The sequence below is a fragment of the Chryseobacterium aurantiacum genome (assembly GCF_003020585.1).
In the GTDB taxonomy this organism is placed as follows: Bacteria; Bacteroidota; Bacteroidia; order Flavobacteriales; family Weeksellaceae; genus Chryseobacterium; species Chryseobacterium aurantiacum.
Window position 1 is genome coordinate 788553 of sequence record NZ_PXUE01000002.1, and the last position, 23360, is coordinate 811912.

Consider the following 23360-nt stretch of genomic DNA (forward strand, 5'->3'; position numbering starts at 1 on the left):
GGTTAATAAATTATGAATTTAAATTAAGAGTTTGATTGGTCAGATGGTCTGCTATTTGATTACAACCGGCATCCAATAACTGAAAGACCTTTTCGAAGTCTTCCATTCCGCCCCAATATGGATCCGGAACTTCAGTATTTTTATATTCTCCGGCTGCTTCTAAAAACAACGATACTTTTTGTCGTTCTTCTTCATTTCTAGCCTTGGAAATAACATCTTTGTATACACTGGCATCCATGCAGTAGATTTGATCAAAAATTTCAAAATCCGCCTTTGTAATAGGCCTTGATTTCTGCCTGGATATATCAATATTATGGTTAGCAGCAGTTTTAACCGCTCTTTTATCAGGATGCTCTCCTTCGTGCATGGAAATAGTTCCGGCAGAATCTACCAAAAAATCCTGAGGAACTTTTACTCTCATAATTCCCTCTGCCAGAGGGCTTCTGCATATATTTCCCAGACAGACCATCAAAATTTTCATAATTCTATAATTGAAAGGGGTTAAATAATATTCTATTCTATGTGACAAAACTAAATAAAAAATGAAGAATACAACGATTCTTCATTTTAAATTATTTTGGGTTAAGAATGATTACTGCTTGATTCTTTCAGTAAGATCCTTCACGTATTTCTTAATTTCTTTATCAATTTTTGAAACATCCTTGATGGTATCACAAGCATACATTACCGTTGAGTGATCCTTTCCTCCCATTTCTTCACCGATCTTAGTAAATGTAGAATTGGTGAATGCTTTTGAGAAGTACATCGCCAGCTGTCTTGGTAAAGCAATCTCTCTCTTTCTTGTTTTGGAAAGAAGTTGCTCTTTTTTGATTCCAAAATAGTCACACACCACTTCCTGAATATAAGGAATATTGATTACTTTCTTTTGGTTGGCAGCAATTCTGTTGATTGTTTCTTTTAATAGTTCAAGACTTAAGTCTCTCTTATATACCGTAGAATAAGCAATTACTGAGTTGATTACCCCAATTAGCTCTCTTACGTTGGTTTTTGCTTCTGCAGCAAGGAAATCAAGCATATCTCCCGGAAGAACAATTCCGTCTCTGCTTAATTTGTCTTCAATAATTTGTCTTCTTGTGGATAAATCCGGAGATTTTATCTCTGCAGAAAGTCCCCATTTGAAACGGGAAACAATTCTATCCTGAATATCCATAATGTCTGCAGGAGCTTTATCTGAAGTAAGGATAATCTGTTTTCCGTTTTGATGCAGGTGATCGAAAATATGGAAGAAGCTATCCTGAGTTGCCGATTTTCCTGACAAGAACTGAATATCATCTATAATCAGTACATCTACCATCTGATAGAAGTTTGCAAATTCTGTCTGTTTGTGAGCTTTTGCAGCTGAAATAAACTGTTGAATGAACTTTTCTGAAGATAAATAAAGTACTACCTTATCCGGAAACTGGTTCTTTACTTCAAGACCAACTGCCTGACCCAGGTGAGTCTTTCCAACTCCGTAACCTCCATATAAAAATAGTGGGTTAAATGCTGTAGCTCCAGGTCTTTTGGCAATAGATCTTGCCACAGTAGCTGCAAATTTATTGCTTTCTCCTTCTACATAACTATCAAACGAATAATCCGGCTTCAGGTTAGAATCAATATTTACTTTTCTTATTCCAGGGACCACGAAAGGGTTTACAATATTAGCTGAAAATCCTTGTGGCATTGTTTCTTGCGTTTTTGGAGTAGGAACGCTTTGTCCCTTCATGTTCATGGTAACCGGTTTTTCCTCACCTTTTGGCCTGTTTTCCATTACGGAATACCATAGTTTAACTCCTTTTCCTACATTTTTCTTCAGGGCAGCAGAAAGTAAGGACAAGTAATTGTCCTCAATGTATTCCTTGTAAAAATCACTCGGTACGATAAGTGTAAGGTTATTAGCGACTAACGAAAGTGGCTGTACCTTATCAAATAACATATCGAAAGATTTTTCAAGTTTCTTCAGGTCAGAATTGTCTTCAGCTGCGTTCAAATTATCGCGCATAAACTGAAGGCACTTCTGCCATATCATCATTAAATTGTCATCCATTATTATGCCCTGATTATTCTTTGTTTGTACTGTTTTTTAGAAGGAAGACAAAGGTCCAATATTTTCTTTTCAAAAAAAAATATTGCAGGTATTGATTATTTAAAAATATATTTGTATGTATAATTTAACACCTAAAATGATACACACAACACACTCAATACGAGTACGTTACGCTGAAACAGATCCTATGAAATATGTATACTATGGGAACTATGCTGAATACTTCGAAGTTGGCAGGGTTGAGCTCTTCCGAAGCATAGGAATTTCATACGATGAAATTGAAAACCAAGGAATTTGGCTGCCTGTTTCGGAGTATAAAATTAAGTATATCCGACCAGCTTTGTATGATCAAAAATTAGAAATTCATACTTATGTAAAAAAAATTCCGGGTGTAAGAATTGATTTTGAATATGAAATTTACAATGAAGAGCATATCAAAATTACGGAAGCATCCACTACTCTCTTTTTTCTGGATGCGAAAACCAACAAGGTTATTAAATGTCCGGATTTTCTGATGGAACTTATAAAAGCTAATTGGAAATAGCAGATTGGCAAAGAAAGTTATAGTTTTTCAAACGACAAGCAACTTTAAACCTTAAAATTTGAACCTTAAACACTAACCCATTTGTGATTTAATTCGCACCTTTGTACCTTTATTTTTAATCATACCTTATATCAATATTTATGAAGATTGCATTTTTGGGGCCTCACGCCAGCTTTACCCAGCTTGCCACCGCACAGCTTTTTCCTAATGATGAGCTACTACCACAAGCCAGTATTCTGGATTGTTTCAGTGTCGTGGAAAATGGAGATGCAGTAAAGGCTGTTGTACCCTTGGAAAACTCCATAGAAGGAACTGTTTCCATGACGCTGGATTATTTGTATAAGACACCGTCTATTAAAATTGAGGCAGAAGCAGTAATGCCGATTGCCCATCACCTTATGATTCATCCGGACAACCCGGTTGAGGATATGGAGAGAATTTACTCACACCCTCAGGCATTGGCTCAGAGCTTTCATTTTCTTGATACTCATTACAAGGATATTCCAAAGCAGGATTTTTCTTCTACAGCAGCGGCGGCGAAGTACGTTTCTGAAAACAAGGACATGAAAATTGCAGCCGTTGCCAATCAGTACGCTGCCAATTTATATGGATTGAAGATCATTAATCGTAACATACAGGATTTTGAACAAAACCATACCCGATTTATCATTATATCAAAACTACAGAATAAATACGAAAATGAAACCCTGCAGACACTAGGAGAGAAATCCGGAATGCTTATTACGCTTCCCGAAGATCATCCCGGAGGACTGCATCAGGTCTTATCAGTTTTTGCATGGAGAAAGATGAACCTTAGCAAGATTGAATCAAGAACCCTAAAAACAGGGCTAGGAAACTATTTCTTCTTTATCAATGTGGAAGGTTCTTGGAATGACGTTCTTCACGGGAACGCCCTTAAAGAACTTGAATCCATTAATGCAGACGTTGATTTCCTTGGAAATTATAAAGAATTTCTGCTAGAAAGCTAAAAATAGACTCACAAATCCACTTTATAGAGCACTGTTATTTAAAATAACAGTGTTTTTTTATGGGAAATAATGATCAAAAACATAAAAAAGGAACAAAAAACACAATAATAAATACCTCATCAACAATAGCTTATACCCTATAAAATAACCCACACAAAAGGGAGATTTATCTTTTTTAAACCCCTCAGACCCATCCTTTTATTGTGAATAAATCATCAATAACTCGTAAATACATTATGCAATAATATTTATTAAAATATAAACATACGTTTAAAAATATCACATCATAATTGGATAAAAAATAAAAAATTCACAATGATGAGTATAATTTTTATTGTATATTTGTTAGCAACTAAATAAAAATCTTGATCATGAAAACTAAAATTTACAGCTTAGTATTAGCTTGTGCCACCTTGCCCTTATTTTCACAAGTTGGTATCAACACAGACACTCCCACACAAACCTTGGACGTAAACGGAACCTTAAGAGTTCGTGTTACGCCCGCAGCAGGTACAGTAACCGGATACAATATTTTAGCTCAGGACACAAGCTCCCAAGAAGTTTTCTCAATGGATCCGCAATTAATAATTGCTGCTTCCAGTGTAAATTCAGGAATGTTTGCAGCCAGAAAAACTACAGGAATAAGTCTTTTAAGTCTTGGTCTTTTCCCATCTGGATTCAGAGCTGTTAACTTTGTAGCGGCAGAAAGAACGATAGGATCTGCAGCAATGTTCTCAGATACCGACAATACTTTCATTGTTCCCTCTACAGGAGTTTATTACATAGGATTTTCGTTCCGTTACGGAACTGGTGTACAAGCCTCATTATTGGCAAACTCACCTGGTGTTGGAATCGTAAGAACCAGAAGTGGGGTTGCAACCACAATTGATAGCCGTGCATTCAGTGGTATTGATGTTACTTTATTAAAGTTAACGATATCAGATGCAAATATTAGCTCAATATATTCACTACAAGCAGGGGATAAAATTTCTTTTGGACTTGTAGGCTCTTCTCTTCTTGATGCAGGAATATTAGGTTCGAGTGTTGCCGCATTCACTATTTACAAAGTATCCAATTAATATAAACATATTGTTAGTTATCTATACCGTTAGCCCATTACAACAACTGTAATGGGTTAATTTTTTAGGGACCCAATTCAAATTTCTTTATATTTGATAAAAACTATATAATGAATGAATACTTTGCTGTTATACTAATTGTAGTTATTGCCATTGTCTTCAATACCCTGAACACCAAGATCCGAAAACTTGAAAAAGAAATATCAGATCTCAATTCCAAGGTCAATAAAAAGACATTGCAATCTGAAGTAACTCCAGAAGTAACTCCGGCAGAAGAACTCATCACCCCTCAACAAATACCCCTGCAGGAATCTCCTAGGGAAGAAATAAGACCTCATGAGACTGAAAATCTACCACCTCCTGAACAAAAGGATTGGCTAAGTCCTGTATTTGAATTCTTAAAGCAAAATATCCTTACTATTATTGGTATTTTTACTCTGGTTCTTGGTATAGGTTATTTTGTAAAATATGCCATTGATAAAAACTGGATAGGAGAAACCGCAAGAGCCGGAATAGGCCTTTGTACAGGTGCCGGAATAATACTCATCGGGCATTTTCTCCGAAAAAACTATAAAACATTTGCATCCATTATAACGGGAGGCGGAATTGCCATTTTATACTTTACTGCTACCATAGCTTTTCGGGAATACTACCTGTTCTCCCAAAACACAGCTTTTGTTATCACTTCCCTGATTACAGCTATTTCTATTATTTTATCCTATTATTATAAAAGTGAAGTACTGATTATCACTTCATTGATTGGAGGTTTTACAGCACCATTAATGATCAGTACAGGGCAAAGCAACTACCCTTTCCTATTCATTTATCTTACCCTTTTAAATATAGGAATGCTTGCTGTTACTTTTCTTCAACATTGGAAAAGCGTGGGTTGGGCAGCCTATGTTTTCACCACCATCTATCTGTTTTATTGGACCGAAGAAAAGCCACAGCTGTTGAGTGTTACTTTTTATATGATCAGCTATGGGATCTTCTACCTGTTTGCTTTACTTGACTATTTTAGAAAAAAAGAACTTACCACTCTGGATATTCTAATGCTTGTATTGATAAATTGTTCAAGCGTCATGGGGCTTTATTATATCTTTGAACAATTACAATACGAACCTGTCATTATTTTCCCGATTATTTTCGCAATGGTAAATGCAGTTCTTTTCTTTAAAGAGCATGCAAGAAAAAGTACAGGAACATCTTTTTCTGTGTTTGCGGGGATAACGGTTAGTTTAGTCACCATAGCCATTGCCCTTCAATTTAAGGCCCACCTTATCACAAGCATCTGGGCTATAGAAAGCACCCTGCTTCTTTTTATTTGGAAAAAAACAGGTCACAAAATCTTCAAAATTTGTTTTCATCTCCTTTTTCCTTTGGTCATCTTTGCCCAAATTGTTACCTGGAGCGAATATTTCAATGCAGAAAACCTCAGCATCGTATTTAATCCTGTATTTTTAACCAGCTTGGTGACAATCATTGCAACAGTAATTAATTTATACTTATTAAGGAATACAAAAACAGAAAAGAGTGACTTTTTTGAAGATCTTACAGCTATAATTAGTTACGGGGTAATTTATATTGCCCTGCTTCTTGAGATCACCTACCATATGTACGATATGCCATGGGGGCCTATCAGTAATGTAGGACTGTTATTCACCATCTATTATATTTTTGCATTATTGGTCGTAAGAAAACAACTAAAAATCAGCAATGAAATTCAAACGGGTCTGATTATAATCCTTTGCTTTTTGATGATGATCAATATTTCTGCTTCCACATCAGAAGTAGTTAAAAATATCCTCTCAAAGAAACTTACACCAGGTTTTTATTTGTTACATCTGCTTCAGTGGATACCTCTTATCTATGTAATTTTTAAAATCATTCCCAACACAGAATTTCACAAATCCAAAATTTCTTACTGGATCATTTCATTGGCACTCATTACTTCGGTAAGCTGTGAGCTTCATCATACGTATGTTTTAACCGTTTCTCAGGATGTTATGAGTTCTTATACAGCAAAGAAACATTTTAACATTCTTTACTTACCAATCATTTGGACCATTCTCGCCAGTATGTTTATTTATATCGGACTTAAAAAAGACATTCAGGAATACAGCAAGATAGGGTTTGTGCTTGTAGGAATTATGGTTCTAAAACTTTATGGTTATGATGTATGGCAAATGGATAACATTTCAAGAATCAGCGCATTTATTGCATTGGGACTGATATTATTGTTGAGTTCATTTATGTTTCAACGCCTTAAGAATATCATCAAAAACATGGTTGATAAAAAAGATAAAAACGAAGAAAATATAGATTTATAATTAACATAAAAGCTCTTATTTATAAATAAAACTTAAAACATCTCAAGATCTGATTCACATTTTATAAAAAATAACTATATTTATCACGTTTTTAACAGTTATATATTCCGATTATGAAAAAATTACTCTATTCTTTTTTAATACTGTCATCTGCCACTTTATTTGCACAGAAAAAACTTGCAGTTGCTGACAATACTATTGGAACAGTAGATCTGTTCAATGCAAAAAAATCTCTTATGCAGGTTTCAAAGGTGTACAACAGTGCAGCAAGCCTTCCCGCAGCCTTGAAAAAATACAGCTCAGTTTTCACTAATGGAGTTACTGAATATAAATTCAAAAACGGCCACAACGTATTAGATGTAATGACCTTGGCTGAAATCAACAAGCAACATAATCTTCCTGAGAACAACCTTGTTTTCATTGATGGATATGAGTTTAGAGATTCGGCAACTAAGATATTCCCTGAGATTGTAGCCAAATCAGAGAAAAAAGATTATAACGGCAATACAACGTACTACATTTACACAACGAAGTAATTTCTAAACAATACAAAAAAAAGGATACTATAAAACAGTATCCTTTTTATTTTAATATTTATTATTCCACTTTTTCTTCAGTTCTTCATAGATCTTCTTTTCAGTAGCATTATTTCCGGGTTCGTATAACTTCACATCCCTGATCTCATGAGGGAGAAAATCCTGGTCCACAAAATTTCCATCATAGGAATGAGCATATTTATACTCCTTACCATAATCAAGATCTTTCATCAATTTTGTAGGAGCATTTCTCAAATGAAGTGGTACAGGCAGGTTTCCGGTTTGCTTTACCAAAGCCAAAGCTTCATTTATAGCCATATATGCAGAGTTACTTTTTGGGGACACAGCCAGATAGACCGCTGTTTCACTTAGTATGATCCTTGCCTCAGGATTCCCTATTACATTTACAGCCTGAAAGCAGTTATTAGCAATCACCAGTGCATTAGGATTTGCCAGCCCTATATCTTCTGCCGCCAGAATAAGCATTCTTCTTGCGATAAACTTAATATCCTCTCCTCCTGCAATCATTCTTGCCAGCCAATAAACTGCACCATTGGGATCACTTCCTCGCATCGATTTGATAAAGGCCGAAATAATATCATAATGCTGTTCTCCATTTTTGTCATAGAGAGCCATTGTTTCCTGAAGGACTTCCAGAACATCCGAATTGATAATTTCCTTAGTATCTGAATTTCTGTATTGATTTAAGACCAGTTCCACAGCATTAATCAGTTTTCTGGCATCACCACCGGAATATTGAATAAAGGCTTCTTTTTCAAGAATTTTAAAATCCGTTCTTTCTTCTTTATTATATCTTTCAGAGGCAATATCTACAAGTTCTTCAAGTTTTTCATAGCTCAGCGCCTTCAGAACATATACCTGGCTTCTAGAAAGCAGGGCTGAAACTACTTCAAAGCTTGGATTTTCTGTGGTTGCTCCTATTAAAACAATCCATCCTTTTTCCACAGCATGCAGTAAAGAATCCTGTTGGGACTTATTGAATCTGTGAATTTCATCAATAAATAAAATTGGAGATTTTCCGGAAAACAAGTTCTGTTTCTTTGCATCTTCAATCACATCACGCACATCTTTCACTCCTGAAGAAACAGCAGACAGTTTGTAAAATTTCCTGCCCGACTGCTCAGAAATGATTTCTGCCAGAGTGGTTTTCCCTGTTCCCGGAGGCCCCCATAAAATCAGGGAATTAAGGGAATTGTTTTCGATCATTTTTCTGATCGTCCCTTTTTCTCCGGTAAGATGCTCCTGCCCCAATACATCCTCCAGGGTTTTGGGTCTTAATATTTCGGCTAATGGAATATTTTGATTCAAGGTATTCTTATTTTTTTAAGATCAATATTTCAGATTTCTATGCTCTGAAACTTCTAACAAAATTAAACTAATTTTCATTTTTTTACCCTATTTTTGCATTGTTTTGAAACTTACATTCAATAAAATCATTACATTTCCATTGGTAATTTTGATAAAATTTTACCAGTGGTTCATCTCGCCCCTACTTCCTAAAAACTGCCGTTACGAACCTACCTGCTCTCATTATATGATAGAGTCACTACAGGTTCATGGTGTATTTAAAGGATTCTGGCTGGGATTTAGAAGAATTTTAAGGTGCCACCCTTGGGGAGGAAGCGGCTATGATCCAGTTCCACCCAAGCATAAAAATCAATAAACAAACTATTAAATCAATAGAAAAATGAGTAATATTTTTTTCAGAATTTACCTAGTAATATTTGCATTGATTACTCAATGTCTTTTTGCACAGGAATACCCTGGAGGTTTATCTGACGGAGCTTTAGACGTTAACGGAAGCAATGTTCGCGTAAAAATCTATTCTACCACAGAGCTAGGAGATCTTAATGCTTTTCCTGACAGAGCCATCAACAATAATGTTCTGGTTATCCTGAATGATTCTAATTTTGAGCCTGCTTACTTTAACTACAGTGCTTCTACTTTAGCAAGATTCAAGGATTCAAAGTACCAGTTTTTCGATAAGAACTTTAAATTAATTGATTCTCCGGTTACTAAGGACAATATTACCACTTTCAAATATGCTGTAAAATCTGAAAAACCTATCACAGCCTCAGATAAGGTAGAGCTTGAAACAACCTTTAAAATCTGGGATCCTTCCAAAGGAATCCAGCTTGGTTCATTTACATTGCATTTCTACAGTTTAATGTTTGTTTTTGCATTTGGGTTTGGTTATATCTTAATGACCAGAATCTTTAAATTTGATAATGTTAACCAAAAATATCTGGAACCTCTTTTCACATGGACATTGATAGGAACAATCCTTGGCGCAAGACTTGGTCACGTTATTTTCTATCAGCCTGAGCTGTTTAAAGAAGACTTCTGGAGTGTATTTCTACCCATCAGCACAAAAAATGGACTGAAATTCACTGGTTTCTCAGGGCTGGCAAGCCACGGAGCAACCATTGCAATTATTTTCACCACTCTTTATTATTCATTTAAGGTGATCAAGAAAAATCCTTTCTGGGTATATGACAGATTGGGTATTGTAGTTGCCCTGGGAGGTGCATTTGTAAGAATGGGGAATTTCTTCAATTCTGAGATTGTAGGGAAACCCGCTGATCCCAACTCTCCGTTTGCATTACTTTTCCCTCAACAGAGCAGTGAATATGGCCTTACCGTTCCTCGTTACCCAAGCCAGTTATTTGAAGCAGTGGGTTATATTGCTCTTTTCATTTTACTTTGGATATTGTATAGAAAAACAAATAAAAAATATCAGCAGGGATGGTTATTTGGATTGTTTTTTATCATCCTTTGGGCCATTAGATTCTTTGTTGAATTCCTTAAAGAACCACAAGGTGATGAATTTATCCAAATTGGAGGTCTAAACACTGGGCAGGTTCTTTCCATTCCATTTATGGTTGCCGGAGTGATCATTATGATTATTTCTAAGAAATTTAAAATCACCCAAGCAGAAAACGAAAAACCGGAATAGGTTAAAAAGATAAAATAGGCAAAAAGGCAAATTTACAGATTGTGAATTTGCCTTTTTCATTTTAAGTTTTCCAAATAGAGTTGACTTCAGCAAGTCTCTTTTTACAATTTCTTATTTTTCCCTGCATTCAATTCTGCAAAGACATTTCCCAATTCATCAATAACATCTGTAGGAAGCATGGATTCTTTTGAATGTTTCTCCGCAGCAAGATCTGCTGCTTTCCCATGCAGCCAAACTCCCAAAATACAGGTATCTTCTTCCGAATATCGCTGTGCTAAAAGAGAGGTAAGAATTCCGGTAAGAACATCGCCACTTCCACCTTTCGCAAGGCCTGCATTTCCGTTAATGTTATAGAAGACTTTTCCGCCAGGAGTAATAATCTGTGTATGGTGATCTTTTAATATAATATAAATAGAAAGTTCTGCTGCTTTCTTCACGGCCAGTTTTAATCTTTTAAAAGAGTCTTCTGTTTTTCCAAATAACCTTTCAAATTCTTTGGGGTGAGGAGTAATGATTGATTTTTCCGGAATTAAGCTGAGATTTTTTTCATTTTCGGAAATAATATTCAACGCATCTGCATCCAACACCAATGATGGGGAATAATTTTCCAGAAAGCCCAAAAGGCCTTTCCTTGTCTCTTCATGAGTTCCGAGCCCCGGACCAATTCCGACTGTCATGTTCTTTTCAACATCAAAATGATCAATCCATAATTCACCTCCTTTCACAAACATAGCTTCCGGACATGAAGTTTGCATTATCTCATATCCGCATTGGGGAGCCAGAGTAAAAGTGAGCCCGACACCCGTTTTCAAGGCTGATTTTGTGGCCAATACTGCAGCTCCTATTTTCCCATAACTCCCACTCACCACAAGAGCCTTTCCATAATTTCCCTTGTGGGCAAAATCATTTCTGGGCTTAAAAACAGATTCAGCAAGACCGTCATCTATTACAAAATAGTTAGTTTTTTCAGCCTCTGCATATTCTCTGTGTAGGCCAATATTCAAAATTTTTATTTTTCCTGTATATTTTCCTGTTTCCGGATGAAGAAAGCCTCGTTTCCAACATTCAAAACTCAGCGTATAGTCTGCTTTCAAAACAATGGAATCTTCATGAAGCAATCTGTCAGCAGATAATCCGGAGGGAATATCTATTGATACTTTAATTTGATCCTTTGTATTCAATAATGTTACAAGTTCTTTATATTCTCCATCCAAAGGCCTGGACAATCCTGTTCCAAAAAGTGCATCAATGATGATTGTTTTATCATCAAAGCTATACTCCCCGATCTGACTGAACTTTCGGACAGAAACCCCTGAAATACCATTTAATCGTTTGAGATTTACGAGTGCATCTTCTGAAAATTTTGCCTTGGGATCATTTACAAATACGTCTACATCAAAGCCTTTAAGATAGAGCATCCTTGCCACAGCCAAGCCATCTCCGCCATTATTGCCGTTACCACAAAACACAACCATTTTTTTATGGTTTTTACAATGTTCGGAAATCCAATTGGCAACAGCCATCGAGGCCCTTTCCATCAATTGAATAGAAGAAATGGGTTCGTATGAAATGGTAAACTGGTCCCAGCTGCGAATTTGTTCTGTGGTAAAGATTTTCATGGGTAAATCTAACTTTTAAGCAAATTACAAAAGATTTTTCATTATGATACCACCTCAGCAATAAAAATAGAGAGGCTTCATTAATGAAATAAATTATGAATACAAATTCATTATTTTCATTAAAATAAATGATGTAAAAATCAACTTTTACAGAACAAAAACTTATAAAAAGTAATGTTTTTTACATTTTTTAATTATATTTTTGTGTGTATACTAATTAAAAAAATATAAATTATGGGATTTGTTAAAGAATTTAAAGACTTTGCCTTTAAAGGAAATGTTCTCGATCTAGCTGTCGGTGTAATCATTGGTGCAGCATTTGGTAAAATTGTTTCATCTTTAGTGGAAGATGTAATCACGCCTTTGATATTGAACCCTGCATTAAAAGCAGCGGGAGCAGAAAATATCGCTAAACTGAACTGGAATGGTGTTGCCTATGGAAACTTCCTTTCTGCAGTAATCAGCTTCCTGTGTATTGCTATGGTTCTTTTCTGGATCATTAAAGGGGCTAATAAGATCAACAAAAAAGATGCTCCGGCTCCTGCAGGACCTACTGATGATCAAAAATTACTGACAGAAATCAGAGATTTATTGAAAAGTAAAAACAATATATAATCTGCTATTCATCCATTTAAATAAAAAAGCACCTTTTATGAAGGTGCTTTTGTTTTTTTCTATCTTAAGTTTCCTATTACTGGATCTGTAAAATACTTGAAATCTGCTCTGCCAGAGAAAGTCCTATTCTATCCTGAGCTTCCAAAGTAGAAGCACCGGTATGCGGCGTTAAGGAGATTTTTGAATGGGTAAGAATTTCCTTGGAAGGCGTAGGTTCATTAATGAAAACGTCCAATCCTGCGAACTTTACTTTACCGGAATCTAAAGCTTCTATTAAAGCTCCCTCATCAATCACACCTCCTCTGGAACAGTTAACAATGGCTACTCCATCTTTCATGATCTCAAACTCATTCTTACCAATCATATACCCGTCTTTCTGAGCCGGAACATGAAGGGTGATAAAATCTGAATGTTTTAAGACATCTTGTAGAGATTCTGTTTCAATATCAACATTGATAAACTGATTGTTGTAGAATTTCACCTTAATACTTGCTCTTCCTACATTATTGTCTGCTGCAACTACTCTCATCCCAAGTCCAAGAGCAATTCTTGCCACCTCTTGTCCTATTCTACCCATACCGATAATCCCGATTGTCTTACCTCTCAGTTCAATACCGGCAGTATATGCTTTTTTAAGTCCTGCAAATTCTGTATCTCCTACCAAAGGCATCTTCCTGTTGGAATCCTGAAGAAACCTTGCCCCTGAAAATAAGTGAGCAAAAACAAGTTCAGCTACAGATTCTGAAGAAGCCGCAGGGGTATTGATAACATGAATCCCCTTTTCTCTTGCATAATCCACATCAATATTATCCATTCCTACACCACCTCTTCCGATGATATCTAAGGATGGGCAACCGTCAATAATATCTTTTCTTACCTGTGTAGCACTTCTTACCAATAAAGTACGAACCTTGTGCTCATTAATATAATCCACCAAAAATTCCTGTGGAACCTTTGCTGTAATAACCTCAAACCCTTTCTCTGTTAATGCATCAATTCCAGATTGGTCCAGGCCGTCATTTGCTAAAACTTTCATAAATACAACTATATTTAAAATTGAAAAGATTTAAAAATTAAAGGAAAAACTCCATTCAATTTTTAAATCTTTAATTATATTTTTTATTCTCCGTCTTCTTTGAACACTTCAATAGTCACTTGTTTTTCTACCAAGTCTGTAAATCTACCTTTATATCTTGTAGCTCTTACCAAGTGGTTATCTATCCAGTGATAATTTCCACCTCTTGGTTTTCCGCAGAGTACACTGTGGTATTTAAAACCGTGTTTATCCAACCAATCTATGGTGATTTGCTTTAAGTTTTCGGTTCTTGAGGTAAAGAAACAGATCTGGTGACCTTCGTCATACCATTTATTAACAGTTTCCAGTGCATCCGGATAGGGCTCACAGGTAACCATTCTTTCTGGTTCTTCATTGGGAACATCATCTGTAATGGTTCCGTCTATATCGATTAGGTAGTTTTTAACTCCATCCTTTAGAATAGGACTTATATGCTCTATGTATTCTAATTCCATCGTTACAATTTGAGTAACAAAGTTACAGCTTTTACAACTATCAGATGTATTAATCTTAGTTTATGTTAAAAATTTACTATAAAAATCGTTATTTAATAAATAATATAAACATTTTATCCATCATTTAGTACATTATGATTAAAAATTTTCATTTGAGGATTTCCTTTTATAGTAAAAATGAGGATTTTTTTAATGTTCAGATAAAGAATCATTCATTATCATATATAAAAAGAGATAACTACCTTACTCTTTTAATTTTCTTCCTTTCTTACCCATATTTGCTTTTCATTCTACAAATGCATGATGTTTATCGAAAAATTTCCAAAATACATTTATTACTCTTACATTTGTAGAAATGGAAGAATTTGTAGTTTTAGTAAATCCTGAGGATGAAGTTTTGGGTTTGATGGAAAAACAGCAGGCTCACATCAATGGCCTGTTACACCGCGCTTTTTCTGTATTTCTATTTAACAGTAAAGGTGAAATGCTTCTTCAAAAAAGAGCCTCGGTAAAATATCATTCTCCCAACCAATGGACCAATGCAGTATGCTCTCATCCCAGAGATGGAGAGACTTATCTGGCGGGTGCTAAACGTAGGCTGAAAGAGGAACTGGGAATTGAAGCAGAACTTTCAGAAAAATTCAGCTTTATCTATAGGGCAGATGTAGGCGGAGGTCTTTGGGAACATGAACTTGACCATGTTTTTATAGGAAATCATGAATCTGATTTTAATTTGAATAAAGAAGAAGTGGAAGAAGTAAGATTTATTTCTCCCGAAGATCTGGATAAGGAGATTTCTGAAAATCCTGAAAACTTTACTGAGTGGTTCAAGATCATCCTTGAAGAATATAAACACCATTTTTAATGATGAAAAAAGTATTGCTTGTTTCTGCTTTTGTAACAGGAAGTTTGTTTTTTGCCCAAAAGACAAGTACTTATGAAAGCCCCAACTATACCATCAATGTTCCGGATGGCTGGAAATCTACTAACGACAGTGATATTGTCAATATTTTCCCTACCAATGAAATTGGAGCCATTACCATTTCCGAATATCATGACCTTAATCTTCCCAAGACCGAAACAAAGAAATTTATTCTGGCTCTTTATAAATCAGAAGATGCAGAAAATAAGGTAAAAGAGAGTAAAAGCAAAAAAGGATATACGGAATATTACTACGAATATTTTGATCAAAAAGATAATCTTTTCTGGATAACCAGAGCCTTTCAAAAAGACAAGGATTTGTTTCTGGTGACCATCAACTGTGGCCAGAAATTCTGGAACGGAAACTATATGACCCTATTCAATGAGACTTTCAATAGTTTTAAAATAAAGAAATAAAAATTAAATATGAAGAAAACAGCCTTGTACGACAAACATGTTTCCTTGGGAGCTAAGATCGTACCTTTTGCAGGTTTTGAAATGCCTGTACAGTATTCAGGAGTAACGGAAGAGCACTTTGCAGTAAGAGAGAAAGCAGGATTATTTGATGTTTCCCACATGGGACAGTTTTTCATCGAAGGCCCTGGTTCTAAAGATCTTTTACAGTTTGTAACAACCAATAATGTAGATACTCTTGAAAACGGAAAAGCTCAATATTCATGTCTTCCTAACGAAAACGGAGGAATTGTGGATGATCTTATCGTTTACAAAATGGAGGATGACAAATACTTTGTGGTAGTAAATGCTTCGAATATTGATAAGGACTGGAACCATATTTCAAAATTCAACACATTTGGAGCAAAAATGACCAATGCTTCTGATGATATGTCATTATTGGCAGTTCAGGGACCTAAGGCTACTGAAATTCTTCAGAAACTTACGGATGTAAACCTTTCTGAAATTCCTTACTATAACTTTACAGTTGGAAGTGTAGCTGGTGTAAACGACGTAATTATTTCGAATACAGGATACACAGGGAGCGGTGGTTTTGAAATCTATTTCAACAACGAAAGTGCTGAGAAACTTTGGGATGAAATAATGAAAGCTGGTGAAGCTGATGGCATTATTCCTTGCGGATTGGCTTCCAGAGATACTTTAAGACTTGAAAAAGGATTCTGTCTTTACGGAAATGACATCGATGATACTACTTCTCCAATTGAAGCTGGGTTAGGATGGATCACAAAATTTGATAAGGATTTTGTTTCCAAAGATACTTTCGCAAAGCAGAAAGAAGAAGGAGTAAGCAGAAAACTAGTTGCTTTCGAACTTACAGACAAAGGAGTTCCAAGACATGACTACCCTGTTGTAGACGCTGAAGGAAATGTAATCGGAAAAGTAACTTCCGGAACACAGTCTCCAATGAAAAAGATCGGTTTAGGTCTTGCGTATGTAGACAAGCCTCACTTCAAGCTAGGTTCTGAAATCTTTATTCAGGTAAGAAACAAGAACATTCCTGCAAAAGTAGTTAAAGCTCCTTTTGTATAATCGTTTGATAATATCTAAAAAGAGGCTGGAAAAAATTCCAGCCTCTTTTTTGTTTTTAATAGCAGATACAGCAGACCTTTCTGTCCGGAGAGCAGGCATCTCCCACTCCAGGGGTATTGGAAGGTACCCCACCACCAGGTCCACATAAGGTATAGCAATTAACAATGATAGGTCTGAGCCCTCCGTTAATCTCTTTCAATGCTGATCTGTTAAGATTCTTTGTTTTTAAAAAGTTTTTTGTCATGATTTTATTTTTTGGTCATTATAAAGATAAGTATTTAATAATTAAACCATTAAAATAAATCACAAGATATAGATAAAACAATAAATCAAATGGAAATGAGGAATTTTATTCATTAATCCCAAAGAACGCTCTCAAAGCTTCAATATTCTTTTTATCATTTCCAACAAAAATTTCCTTATCTGTAAGGAAAACCGGACGCTTTAGGAATGTATAATGATCTAACAACAAATCCTTAAAGTCCTTTTCCGTTAAAGACTTTACATCTAGACCTCTTAGTTTGATCTGGGTAGATTTTCTACTGAACAAAGCATCATATGATTGGGTCATTTTATGCATTTCTGCCAATTCCTCTTGGGTGATAGGTTGTTTCTTGATCTCACGAAGTTCCCAGTCTGTAAGGTCAAACTGTGCTAAAATCTTTCTGCAGGTATCACATGTGTTAAGGTAAAATACTTTCTTCATTATTATCTTTAAGTCTGTTATTTGTTAAAATTGGGGTTTATACCCATTTCGTCTTTCAAAAGTAGGATTTAATCTAAAACTTTGGAAATTATTAAATAACTTTATTCAAATTTTATAAAGATGCAGAACAAACCTATTACTTTTCAGTTTATTTCAGAGCCGTCAGATGTTAACTATGGCGGAAATGTACACGGCGGAAGCGTTATGAAATGGATTGATCAGGCAGGCTATGCGTGTGCCACAACATGGAGCGGAAATTATTCTGTAACTGTATATGTGGGAGGAATTCGCTTTTATGAGCCTATCAAGATTGGTGAAGTGGTAAAAGTAGATGCTCAGGTCATCTATACAGGATCTTCCAGTATGCATATTTCCATCAATGTCTTTTCCAGAAATTTAAAGCAGCCTACTTTTGATAAAAAGACGCATTGCATCATTGTATTTGTAGCAGTAGACGAAAATGGAAAAAAACTTCCTGTTCCTAAATGGACTCCTGAAACGGAAGAAGAAAAACAAAAAGAACAATATGCTAAGCGCCTGATGGATTTGAGAACGCAGATTGAGGACGAGATGAAACCTTTTTTATAAAATTTTGGAACTTAGAACTGAAAATTAAATGATATATTTTTATTTATTTTCACATAGCTCTTAGAATTTTTTGAAAATCAGATTCTTCTTTTTATATTTGCATTATCAAAAGGAAATGGTGTTCTTCCTTACCCAACCGCTTTATAAAAGCTGATGACGCCTGATTAATAGATTATTAACAATAACTAATCAGGATTATTATGTCAAAACATCAGTGGACTCTTCGTAAAAAAGTAATTTTTCATATTCATTTTTTTTTCAGAAAATTTCCGGCACTACCCTATATTTTAAAATGGCTGTTTATCAGTAGTATTATCGGCATATTGGTGGGGACAGCCTCTGCAGGCTTTTTACAATCATTGGAATGGGCTACCAATTTCCGGGAAAATCATTTATGGTTAATTGCATTACTTCCTGTTGCTGGCTTTCTGATTGGACTTTTATATTATTACTTTGGAAAAGATGTTGAGGCAGGAAATAATTTACTGATTGACAATATTCACGATCCGAAAGAAATTATTCCCTTCAAAATGGCTCCTTTTGTTTATCTGGGAACTATTGCTACACATCTTTTTGGAGGTTCTGCAGGACGTGAAGGAACTGCTCTTCAGATGGCTGGTGCTATTGCAGACCAGCTTACTAAGCCTTTCAAGCTTGATAAAAGTGAGAGAAAAATAGTAATTATCTCCGCAATTGCTGCCGGATTCGGATCTATTTTTGGAACCCCTCTGGCAGGAGCTGTTTTCGGACTTGAGGTTTTCCTTATTGGAAGAATACGTTACACTGCCCTATTTCCCGCTTTTGCATCGGCTATATTAGCAGATTACGCCACTAATCTATGGAATGTAAAACATACGCATTATCATATTGACATTATTCCAAAACTAGAGTTTTTACCAATCCTGTACAGTATTTTAGCAGGTATTGCTTTTGGAATCTGTGCCGCTGCATTCAGTAGAATCATTCATTGGGCTGGTTCTCTTTTCAAATCAAAAATTAAATATCCGCCTTTTCGTCCGGTAATTGGAGGAACTATCGTTGCTTTGGCGGTTTTGGCAATGGGTACAACCCGTTATATTGGATTGGGAGTTCCCGTCATCGTAGAATCCTTTGAAAAGCAGCTTCCATTATATGATTTTGCCTTGAAAATGATTTTTACTATCGTTACACTTTCCGCAGGATTTAAAGGAGGTGAAGTCACTCCTTTGTTCTTTATAGGAGCAACCCTTGGGAGTGCATTATCTCTGTTTATCCCTTTGCCATTTGGTTTACTGGCCGGAATGGGCTTTGTGGCTGTATTTGCAGGGGCAACAAATACTCCGTTGGCATGTATGCTGATGGGAATTGAATTATTTGGAGCAGAATGTGGTCCTTATATCGCCATTGCGTGCGTTGTTTCCTACCTTCTATCGGGACACAACAGTATTTACACCAAGCAGAAAATTGGAGTTGCCAAAAACCGAAGATACGAAAGCAGGCAAAATAGATCTATTTCAGATTTTTTATAATTTCACCAGTAATTAGGATGATTTAGGGTCTTGGATTTCAAATTATCTCTCACTTTCTGTTTTCTGAACAATACCCTCCCAACTTTAAGACGCTAAAACACTCCGACTCTCAAACGCTAAAACCTCCAATTTTACAACTATAATCCGTATTTTTGTCCCATGTTTGATTACAGGTTAAAAGTTTTCCATACCGTAGCTTCCAGGCTAAGTTTTACTAAGGCTTCCGAGGAGCTTCATATTTCGCAGCCGGCTGTTACAAAGCACATTAAAGAAATTGAGGTTCAGCTGGAAACTAAATTATTTGACAGAAAGGGAACTTCTATCCAATTGACACAAAGTGGGAAGATTCTCTATGAATATGCTGAAAAGATCCGAAATATTTACCGTGATCTCGAATTTGAAATCAACCAGATCAATCAACAGCATAAAGGAAAGCTTATTATTGGGGCCAGCACAACTGTTGCACAATATATTTTACCCGAAATCCTAGCAAAGTTCAATGCCTACTATAAAGACATTAAGATAGAACTTCTGACCGGAAACACAGAAGCTATCTCTTCTCTTTTAAAAGAAGAAAAAATTGATCTGGGCATTATTGAAGGAGAATCACAGTCTTCTTATTTTGACTATAAAACCTTTAAACCCGATGAAATTGTACTGGCTGCAAAGTCAGACCATCTTTTGGCGCACAAAACATTAAATTTAAAAGACCTGTACCAACTGGATCTTATTTTCCGGGAACAAGGCTCCGGGACGTTGGAATTCATTCAAAACCGTCTAAAGGAAAAGGAAATCAACATCAATGAATTGAATACTGTCATTCATCTGGGAAGCAGTGAAAGTATTAAAAACTATCTTCTTCATTCAGATTGCATGGCTTTTCTTTCCATAAGTACTATTTTAACTGAACTGAAAAATAATATTCTTACTGTTATTGACATTAAAAATTTTAGTATTGAAAGAGATTTTCATTTTATTCTTCCCAAAGGGGAACAGTCTGAACTGATTAAGCTTTTTCTGAAGTTTGCTGAGTAATTAATGGGTATAAAGTAGTAATGATTCTTCTACTGCTATAGTTGATTATCTGAAAAACATTTTACACAAGTTATAACTTATAGTTATCCAACATAACAAAATACAATTTACTTTATAATAATATATTGCGGAATTTTGTTCCAGATTTTAAACGTTCGCAATATGAAAGATTTCATTCAAAATGAAGGAACCCGAAAAGTAATTTTTATTGGATTAGCAATATTATCCCTGACTCCTTTAGTATCATCTCCCATTGCTTTGGTATTAGGTTTTGCCCTGGCTGTTTTTTTTGGAAATCCCTTTGAAAAACACCTTCATCAATATATTCATCTATTACTGCAGATTTCCATTGTTGGGCTCGGGTTCGGGCTAAAGTTGGATGAAGCTCTTCACGCCGGAAAAACAGGATTGATGTTAACTGTAGTAAGCATTGCTACAGTAATGCTTTTAGGATACATTTTAGGAAAAGTATTTAAACTTGAAAGACCTCTCTCTTACCTTCTTTCCGCAGGTACTGCCATATGTGGCGGAAGTGCTATTGCTGCTGTTTCTCCTATTATTAAACCAAGCACAAAACAAATTTCTCTGGCACTGGCCATTATTTTTACATTAAATTCCATTGCCTTGTTTGTTTATCCGGCTATTGGACATTTGCTGAATCTTTCCCAAGAACAATTTGGACTTTGGTGTGCGGTTGGAATTCATGATACGAGCTCTGTAGTGGGTGCAGCCAGTAAATATGGAGATGAAGCTTTAAAAATTGCTACCACAGTGAAATTAGCCCGAGCTTTATGGATTATCCCCATTTCCCTGATTACCATGTTTGTTTTTAAGAGCAAGGATTCGAAAATAAAAATCCCCTGGTTCATCGGATACTTCATATTGGCGATTCTTTTGAATACTTATTTCCCTTTTATGGATAGCTTCAGTACAACAATCACCTCCGTGGCAAAATCAGGATTGAATCTTACCTTATTTTTCATTGGATCTACTCTTTCTCTACAGATTTTAAAAACAATTGGCTTTAAGCCTTTATTAACAGCTGTATTACTTTGGGTAGTCATCAGTATTGGAAGTTTACTTTATATTATTCATTAAAAGCAGCAGCACCCTCCTGAAATCAAGAGGGTGCTGCCTATTAAATGTGGAAATGTTTATTTCATATTGAAATAATCTCAAAATAGCCAACTGATTAGCAAGTCATAACCTGTGGGCATGAGATAAGCTGAACACAGTATTTAGGTCCTGTTACGGCACCTGTACAACTGCATCCGCAAAGTGATGCATCCGGAGTCCCAATGTTTCCGGAACCTCCGATACCTCCTGAAATACTCTTCAGGTCTTCTTTTCTTAATTTTTTAGCATTTTTAATAATGTTCATGTGATTGGTTTTTTGGGTTCAACAATATAGTTTGGTTACCTTTCAAAGTTAAACAAATATTAATAACCCGCAACATAATTTAATACAAAATTAAACAATACACTGATTATAATACAATTAAGATGTTAAAAAACAGAAAAATAATACTTAAAATTATTAAACAAATTTAAATCATTCTGTAAATTCAAGGTCCTTGTCATGGGTTTCCGAGATCGTAAGGGACGAATAAAACGCAAGTCCAAATACCACTACTCCAACAAGAGCAGCACTTATGATTACAGAAAAATTAACTTTAAGAAGATCAAAGGCAAGAATCATCACCGGTACTAATCCTCTTACCATATTGGGAACAGTTGTGGTTGCTGTATTTCTGATATTGGTACCGAACTGCTCTGCTGCAAGAGTAACGAACATTGCCCAATACCCCGTTCCCAGTCCTAGCCACACACAAAACAGATAGTATTTTGTTTCTGTATCTGTATTCCCGAACAACATCAACGCAACACCAATAATGGTGAAAATCAACATGTAAAATATGGCCATTTTTCGTGATTTTAAGGCATGGGAAATAAAACCACTCATCAAATCACCAACAGAAATGCCTATATATGCCCACATAATGGCCTTTCCGGGGCTGAGATCTTTTATCCCGAATTCAGGAGCAAATTGATTAGCCAAAACAGCCAAAATCCCAATACAATACCATGTAGGTAACCCTACTGCAATACATTTTAAATATCTTACCAGTCTGTCCTTATTCGTAAAAAAGGATAGAAAATTTCCTTTGGAGACATTTTTATGTTCGATATTTTTATATATCCCTGATTCTGATACGCTTATTCTCAAAATCAGCAAAAGAATTCCCATAACTCCTCCAATTATGTAGGAGATATTCCATCCTCCGGCTAATTCTACCGTAAGTTGGGCAACTACGGCCCCCATTAATCCAAAGCCTGCTACAACGGAGGTTCCAATGGCTCTTAAATTCTTCGGCAGACTCTCAGAAACAAGCGTAATTCCCGCTCCAAGCTCTCCAGCCAGACCTATCCCTGCTATAAACCTTAGGCCTGCATATTGATATACTAAATGCTCTTTGGGGAAATATGGTAAAAAACCACAGGCAATATTGGCAAGGGAATACACTAAAATGGAGCCAAAAAGCACGGAAAGCCGCCCCTTTTTATCTCCAAAAACACCCCAGAATACCCCTCCAATAAGAAGACCTACCATCTGGCAATTCAGAATAAAGGTTCCGTCGGCATCCGGATTAAGCCCCAAGGCTTTTAAACTAGGGATCCTTACAATCCCAAATAAGAGGAGATCATAGATATCTACAAAATAGCCAAGGGCAGAAATAATCACGGGAATTGAAAAAATGTACTTCAGTTTTGAAGACAGGGACAGTTCTTGCATTGTTAAATTTTGATAAAAATAAAAAACCTTTCAATTTCT

Annotated in this window: 25 protein-coding genes and 1 riboswitch; of the genes, 15 read left to right on the plus strand and 10 right to left on the minus strand. The window is 35.7% G+C overall.

Annotation, left to right across the window (positions count from 1 at the left end):
- Positions 1-10: 10 nt before the first annotated feature.
- Together C7D53_RS09955 and dnaA are read right to left on the minus strand one after the other, a co-directional pair.
- Positions 11-481 carry a low molecular weight protein-tyrosine-phosphatase gene (locus C7D53_RS09955; protein WP_106916301.1) on the minus strand — a complete coding sequence of 157 codons (471 nt, stop codon included), beginning with the start codon at positions 479-481 and terminating at the stop codon, positions 11-13.
- Between the two features lie 111 nt (positions 482-592).
- Positions 593-2047: a chromosomal replication initiator protein DnaA gene (gene dnaA / locus C7D53_RS09960; RefSeq protein ID WP_076354134.1), complete on the minus strand. Its 1455-nt coding sequence runs from the start codon at positions 2045-2047 to the stop codon at positions 593-595.
- Between the two features lie 136 nt (positions 2048-2183).
- Here dnaA and C7D53_RS09965 point away from each other — a divergent pair, with 136 nt between their 5' ends.
- The 5 genes from C7D53_RS09965 (at position 2184) to C7D53_RS09985 (ending at position 7525) form a co-directional block, all read left to right on the plus strand.
- Positions 2184-2591 (plus strand): acyl-CoA thioesterase, encoded by a 408-nt coding sequence (locus C7D53_RS09965; RefSeq protein WP_106916303.1) that lies wholly within the window; start codon positions 2184-2186, stop codon positions 2589-2591.
- Between the two features lie 140 nt (positions 2592-2731).
- Positions 2732-3580 carry a prephenate dehydratase gene (pheA, locus tag C7D53_RS09970; protein WP_106916305.1) on the plus strand — a complete coding sequence of 283 codons (849 nt, stop codon included), beginning with the start codon at positions 2732-2734 and terminating at the stop codon, positions 3578-3580.
- A gap of 371 nt (positions 3581-3951) precedes the next feature.
- Positions 3952-4659, plus strand: coding sequence for a hypothetical protein (locus tag C7D53_RS09975; RefSeq protein ID WP_106916307.1), 708 nt, complete (start codon positions 3952-3954; stop codon positions 4657-4659).
- Positions 4660-4769: 110 nt separating this feature from the next.
- Positions 4770-6989 (plus strand): DUF2339 domain-containing protein, encoded by a 2220-nt coding sequence (locus C7D53_RS09980; RefSeq protein ID WP_106916309.1) that lies wholly within the window; start codon positions 4770-4772, stop codon positions 6987-6989.
- Positions 6990-7102: 113 nt separating this feature from the next.
- Positions 7103-7525, plus strand: a complete 423-nt coding sequence (locus tag C7D53_RS09985) for a hypothetical protein (protein ID WP_106916311.1) — start codon at positions 7103-7105, stop codon at positions 7523-7525.
- 51 nt (positions 7526-7576) lie between these two features.
- On the opposite strand, the gene C7D53_RS09990 is transcribed toward C7D53_RS09985, so the two are convergent.
- Positions 7577-8854 carry a replication-associated recombination protein A gene (locus C7D53_RS09990; protein ID WP_106916313.1) on the minus strand — a complete coding sequence of 426 codons (1278 nt, stop codon included), beginning with the start codon at positions 8852-8854 and terminating at the stop codon, positions 7577-7579.
- A 103-nt stretch (positions 8855-8957) separates the two neighbouring features.
- On the opposite strand from C7D53_RS09990, the gene yidD reads away from it, so the two are divergent.
- A complete protein-coding gene (gene yidD / locus C7D53_RS09995; RefSeq protein ID WP_185126690.1) occupies positions 8958-9209 on the plus strand; it encodes a membrane protein insertion efficiency factor YidD in 252 nt (83 codons plus the stop codon).
- A 444-nt stretch (positions 9210-9653) separates the two neighbouring features.
- Positions 9654-10502 (plus strand): prolipoprotein diacylglyceryl transferase, encoded by an 849-nt coding sequence (gene lgt / locus C7D53_RS10000; protein WP_106916727.1) that lies wholly within the window; start codon positions 9654-9656, stop codon positions 10500-10502.
- 101 nt (positions 10503-10603) lie between these two features.
- Here the strand turns inward: lgt and C7D53_RS10005 are convergent, their stop codons facing one another.
- A complete protein-coding gene (locus C7D53_RS10005) occupies positions 10604-12121 on the minus strand; it encodes an NAD(P)H-hydrate dehydratase (protein ID WP_106916315.1) in 1518 nt (505 codons plus the stop codon).
- A gap of 234 nt (positions 12122-12355) precedes the next feature.
- Between C7D53_RS10005 and mscL the strand changes: the two genes are divergently transcribed.
- Positions 12356-12736, plus strand: a complete 381-nt coding sequence (gene mscL, locus C7D53_RS10010) for a large conductance mechanosensitive channel protein MscL (RefSeq protein WP_076354118.1) — start codon at positions 12356-12358, stop codon at positions 12734-12736.
- A gap of 76 nt (positions 12737-12812) precedes the next feature.
- On the opposite strand, the gene C7D53_RS10015 is transcribed toward mscL, so the two are convergent.
- Together C7D53_RS10015 and C7D53_RS10020 are read right to left on the minus strand one after the other, a co-directional pair.
- Positions 12813-13772 carry a D-2-hydroxyacid dehydrogenase gene (locus C7D53_RS10015; protein WP_106916317.1) on the minus strand — a complete coding sequence of 320 codons (960 nt, stop codon included), beginning with the start codon at positions 13770-13772 and terminating at the stop codon, positions 12813-12815.
- Between the two features lie 83 nt (positions 13773-13855).
- Entirely contained in the window at positions 13856-14266 is a 411-nt protein-coding gene (locus C7D53_RS10020; protein WP_076354114.1) for an LNS2 domain-containing protein, read from the minus strand.
- A 355-nt stretch (positions 14267-14621) separates the two neighbouring features.
- Between C7D53_RS10020 and idi the strand changes: the two genes are divergently transcribed.
- From idi to gcvT, 3 genes are read left to right on the plus strand one after another with little or no spacing between them, the layout of a single operon-like run.
- Positions 14622-15131 (plus strand): isopentenyl-diphosphate Delta-isomerase, encoded by a 510-nt coding sequence (idi, locus tag C7D53_RS10025; RefSeq protein ID WP_106916319.1) that lies wholly within the window; start codon positions 14622-14624, stop codon positions 15129-15131.
- Positions 15131-15604, plus strand: coding sequence for a hypothetical protein (locus tag C7D53_RS10030; protein WP_106916321.1), 474 nt, complete (start codon positions 15131-15133; stop codon positions 15602-15604). The genes idi and C7D53_RS10030 overlap by 1 nt, the downstream gene beginning before the upstream one ends.
- A gap of 9 nt (positions 15605-15613) precedes the next feature.
- A complete protein-coding gene (gcvT, locus tag C7D53_RS10035; protein WP_106916323.1) occupies positions 15614-16690 on the plus strand; it encodes a glycine cleavage system aminomethyltransferase GcvT in 1077 nt (358 codons plus the stop codon).
- 55 nt (positions 16691-16745) lie between these two features.
- Here gcvT and C7D53_RS10040 read toward each other — a convergent pair whose 3' ends face one another.
- Positions 16746-16934, minus strand: coding sequence for a hypothetical protein (locus C7D53_RS10040; protein WP_106916324.1), 189 nt, complete (start codon positions 16932-16934; stop codon positions 16746-16748).
- Positions 16935-17039: 105 nt separating this feature from the next.
- Entirely contained in the window at positions 17040-17396 is a 357-nt protein-coding gene (locus tag C7D53_RS10045; protein ID WP_106916326.1) for an arsenate reductase family protein, read from the minus strand.
- 120 nt (positions 17397-17516) lie between these two features.
- On the opposite strand from C7D53_RS10045, the gene C7D53_RS10050 reads away from it, so the two are divergent.
- The 4 genes from C7D53_RS10050 to C7D53_RS10065 all read left to right on the plus strand — a co-directional run bounded on the left by C7D53_RS10050 (position 17517) and on the right by C7D53_RS10065 (position 21625).
- On the plus strand, positions 17517-17984 hold the full coding sequence (locus tag C7D53_RS10050) for an acyl-CoA thioesterase (RefSeq protein ID WP_106916328.1): 468 nt from the start codon (positions 17517-17519) through the stop codon (positions 17982-17984).
- 102 nt (positions 17985-18086) lie between these two features.
- Positions 18087-18154, plus strand: a riboswitch (Fluoride riboswitch).
- Between the two features lie 30 nt (positions 18155-18184).
- Positions 18185-19492, plus strand: coding sequence for a voltage-gated chloride channel family protein (locus C7D53_RS10055; RefSeq protein ID WP_106916330.1), 1308 nt, complete (start codon positions 18185-18187; stop codon positions 19490-19492).
- 159 nt (positions 19493-19651) lie between these two features.
- A complete protein-coding gene (locus C7D53_RS10060) occupies positions 19652-20527 on the plus strand; it encodes a LysR family transcriptional regulator (protein ID WP_106916332.1) in 876 nt (291 codons plus the stop codon).
- A 162-nt stretch (positions 20528-20689) separates the two neighbouring features.
- A complete protein-coding gene (locus C7D53_RS10065) occupies positions 20690-21625 on the plus strand; it encodes a YeiH family protein (protein WP_106916334.1) in 936 nt (311 codons plus the stop codon).
- A gap of 94 nt (positions 21626-21719) precedes the next feature.
- On the opposite strand, the gene C7D53_RS10070 is transcribed toward C7D53_RS10065, so the two are convergent.
- On the minus strand, positions 21720-21908 hold the full coding sequence (locus tag C7D53_RS10070) for a hypothetical protein (protein WP_106916336.1): 189 nt from the start codon (positions 21906-21908) through the stop codon (positions 21720-21722).
- Positions 21909-22079: 171 nt separating this feature from the next.
- A complete protein-coding gene (locus tag C7D53_RS10075; RefSeq protein WP_106916338.1) occupies positions 22080-23321 on the minus strand; it encodes an MFS transporter in 1242 nt (413 codons plus the stop codon).
- Positions 23322-23360: the final 39 nt, after the last annotated feature.

What these genes read in the sequence shown, in the direction of transcription:
- C7D53_RS09975 (WP_106916307.1), top strand. Translation starts at nt 3,952, where the DNA reads ATGAAAACTAAAATTTACAGCTTAGTATTAGCTTGTGCCACCTTGCCC.
- dnaA (WP_076354134.1), bottom strand. Translation starts at nt 2,047, where the DNA reads ATGGATGACAATTTAATGATGATATGGCAGAAGTGCCTTCAGTTTATG.
- C7D53_RS10040 (WP_106916324.1), bottom strand. Translation starts at nt 16,934, where the DNA reads ATGACAAAAAACTTTTTAAAAACAAAGAATCTTAACAGATCAGCATTG.
- C7D53_RS09985 (WP_106916311.1), top strand. Translation starts at nt 7,103, where the DNA reads ATGAAAAAATTACTCTATTCTTTTTTAATACTGTCATCTGCCACTTTA.
- idi (WP_106916319.1), top strand. Translation starts at nt 14,622, where the DNA reads ATGGAAGAATTTGTAGTTTTAGTAAATCCTGAGGATGAAGTTTTGGGT.
- C7D53_RS10020 (WP_076354114.1), bottom strand. Translation starts at nt 14,266, where the DNA reads ATGGAATTAGAATACATAGAGCATATAAGTCCTATTCTAAAGGATGGA.
- C7D53_RS09965 (WP_106916303.1), top strand. Translation starts at nt 2,184, where the DNA reads ATGATACACACAACACACTCAATACGAGTACGTTACGCTGAAACAGAT.
- C7D53_RS10015 (WP_106916317.1), bottom strand. Translation starts at nt 13,772, where the DNA reads ATGAAAGTTTTAGCAAATGACGGCCTGGACCAATCTGGAATTGATGCA.
- C7D53_RS10045 (WP_106916326.1), bottom strand. Translation starts at nt 17,396, where the DNA reads ATGAAGAAAGTATTTTACCTTAACACATGTGATACCTGCAGAAAGATT.
- C7D53_RS10070 (WP_106916336.1), bottom strand. Translation starts at nt 21,908, where the DNA reads ATGAACATTATTAAAAATGCTAAAAAATTAAGAAAAGAAGACCTGAAG.
- C7D53_RS10065 (WP_106916334.1), top strand. Translation starts at nt 20,690, where the DNA reads ATGAAAGATTTCATTCAAAATGAAGGAACCCGAAAAGTAATTTTTATT.
- C7D53_RS09955 (WP_106916301.1), bottom strand. Translation starts at nt 481, where the DNA reads ATGAAAATTTTGATGGTCTGTCTGGGAAATATATGCAGAAGCCCTCTG.
- C7D53_RS09980 (WP_106916309.1), top strand. Translation starts at nt 4,770, where the DNA reads ATGAATGAATACTTTGCTGTTATACTAATTGTAGTTATTGCCATTGTC.
- C7D53_RS10050 (WP_106916328.1), top strand. Translation starts at nt 17,517, where the DNA reads ATGCAGAACAAACCTATTACTTTTCAGTTTATTTCAGAGCCGTCAGAT.
- mscL (WP_076354118.1), top strand. Translation starts at nt 12,356, where the DNA reads ATGGGATTTGTTAAAGAATTTAAAGACTTTGCCTTTAAAGGAAATGTT.
- C7D53_RS10075 (WP_106916338.1), bottom strand. Translation starts at nt 23,321, where the DNA reads ATGCAAGAACTGTCCCTGTCTTCAAAACTGAAGTACATTTTTTCAATT.
- gcvT (WP_106916323.1), top strand. Translation starts at nt 15,614, where the DNA reads ATGAAGAAAACAGCCTTGTACGACAAACATGTTTCCTTGGGAGCTAAG.
- C7D53_RS10060 (WP_106916332.1), top strand. Translation starts at nt 19,652, where the DNA reads ATGTTTGATTACAGGTTAAAAGTTTTCCATACCGTAGCTTCCAGGCTA.
- C7D53_RS10030 (WP_106916321.1), top strand. Translation starts at nt 15,131, where the DNA reads ATGATGAAAAAAGTATTGCTTGTTTCTGCTTTTGTAACAGGAAGTTTG.
- C7D53_RS10055 (WP_106916330.1), top strand. Translation starts at nt 18,185, where the DNA reads ATGTCAAAACATCAGTGGACTCTTCGTAAAAAAGTAATTTTTCATATT.
- pheA (WP_106916305.1), top strand. Translation starts at nt 2,732, where the DNA reads ATGAAGATTGCATTTTTGGGGCCTCACGCCAGCTTTACCCAGCTTGCC.
- C7D53_RS10005 (WP_106916315.1), bottom strand. Translation starts at nt 12,121, where the DNA reads ATGAAAATCTTTACCACAGAACAAATTCGCAGCTGGGACCAGTTTACC.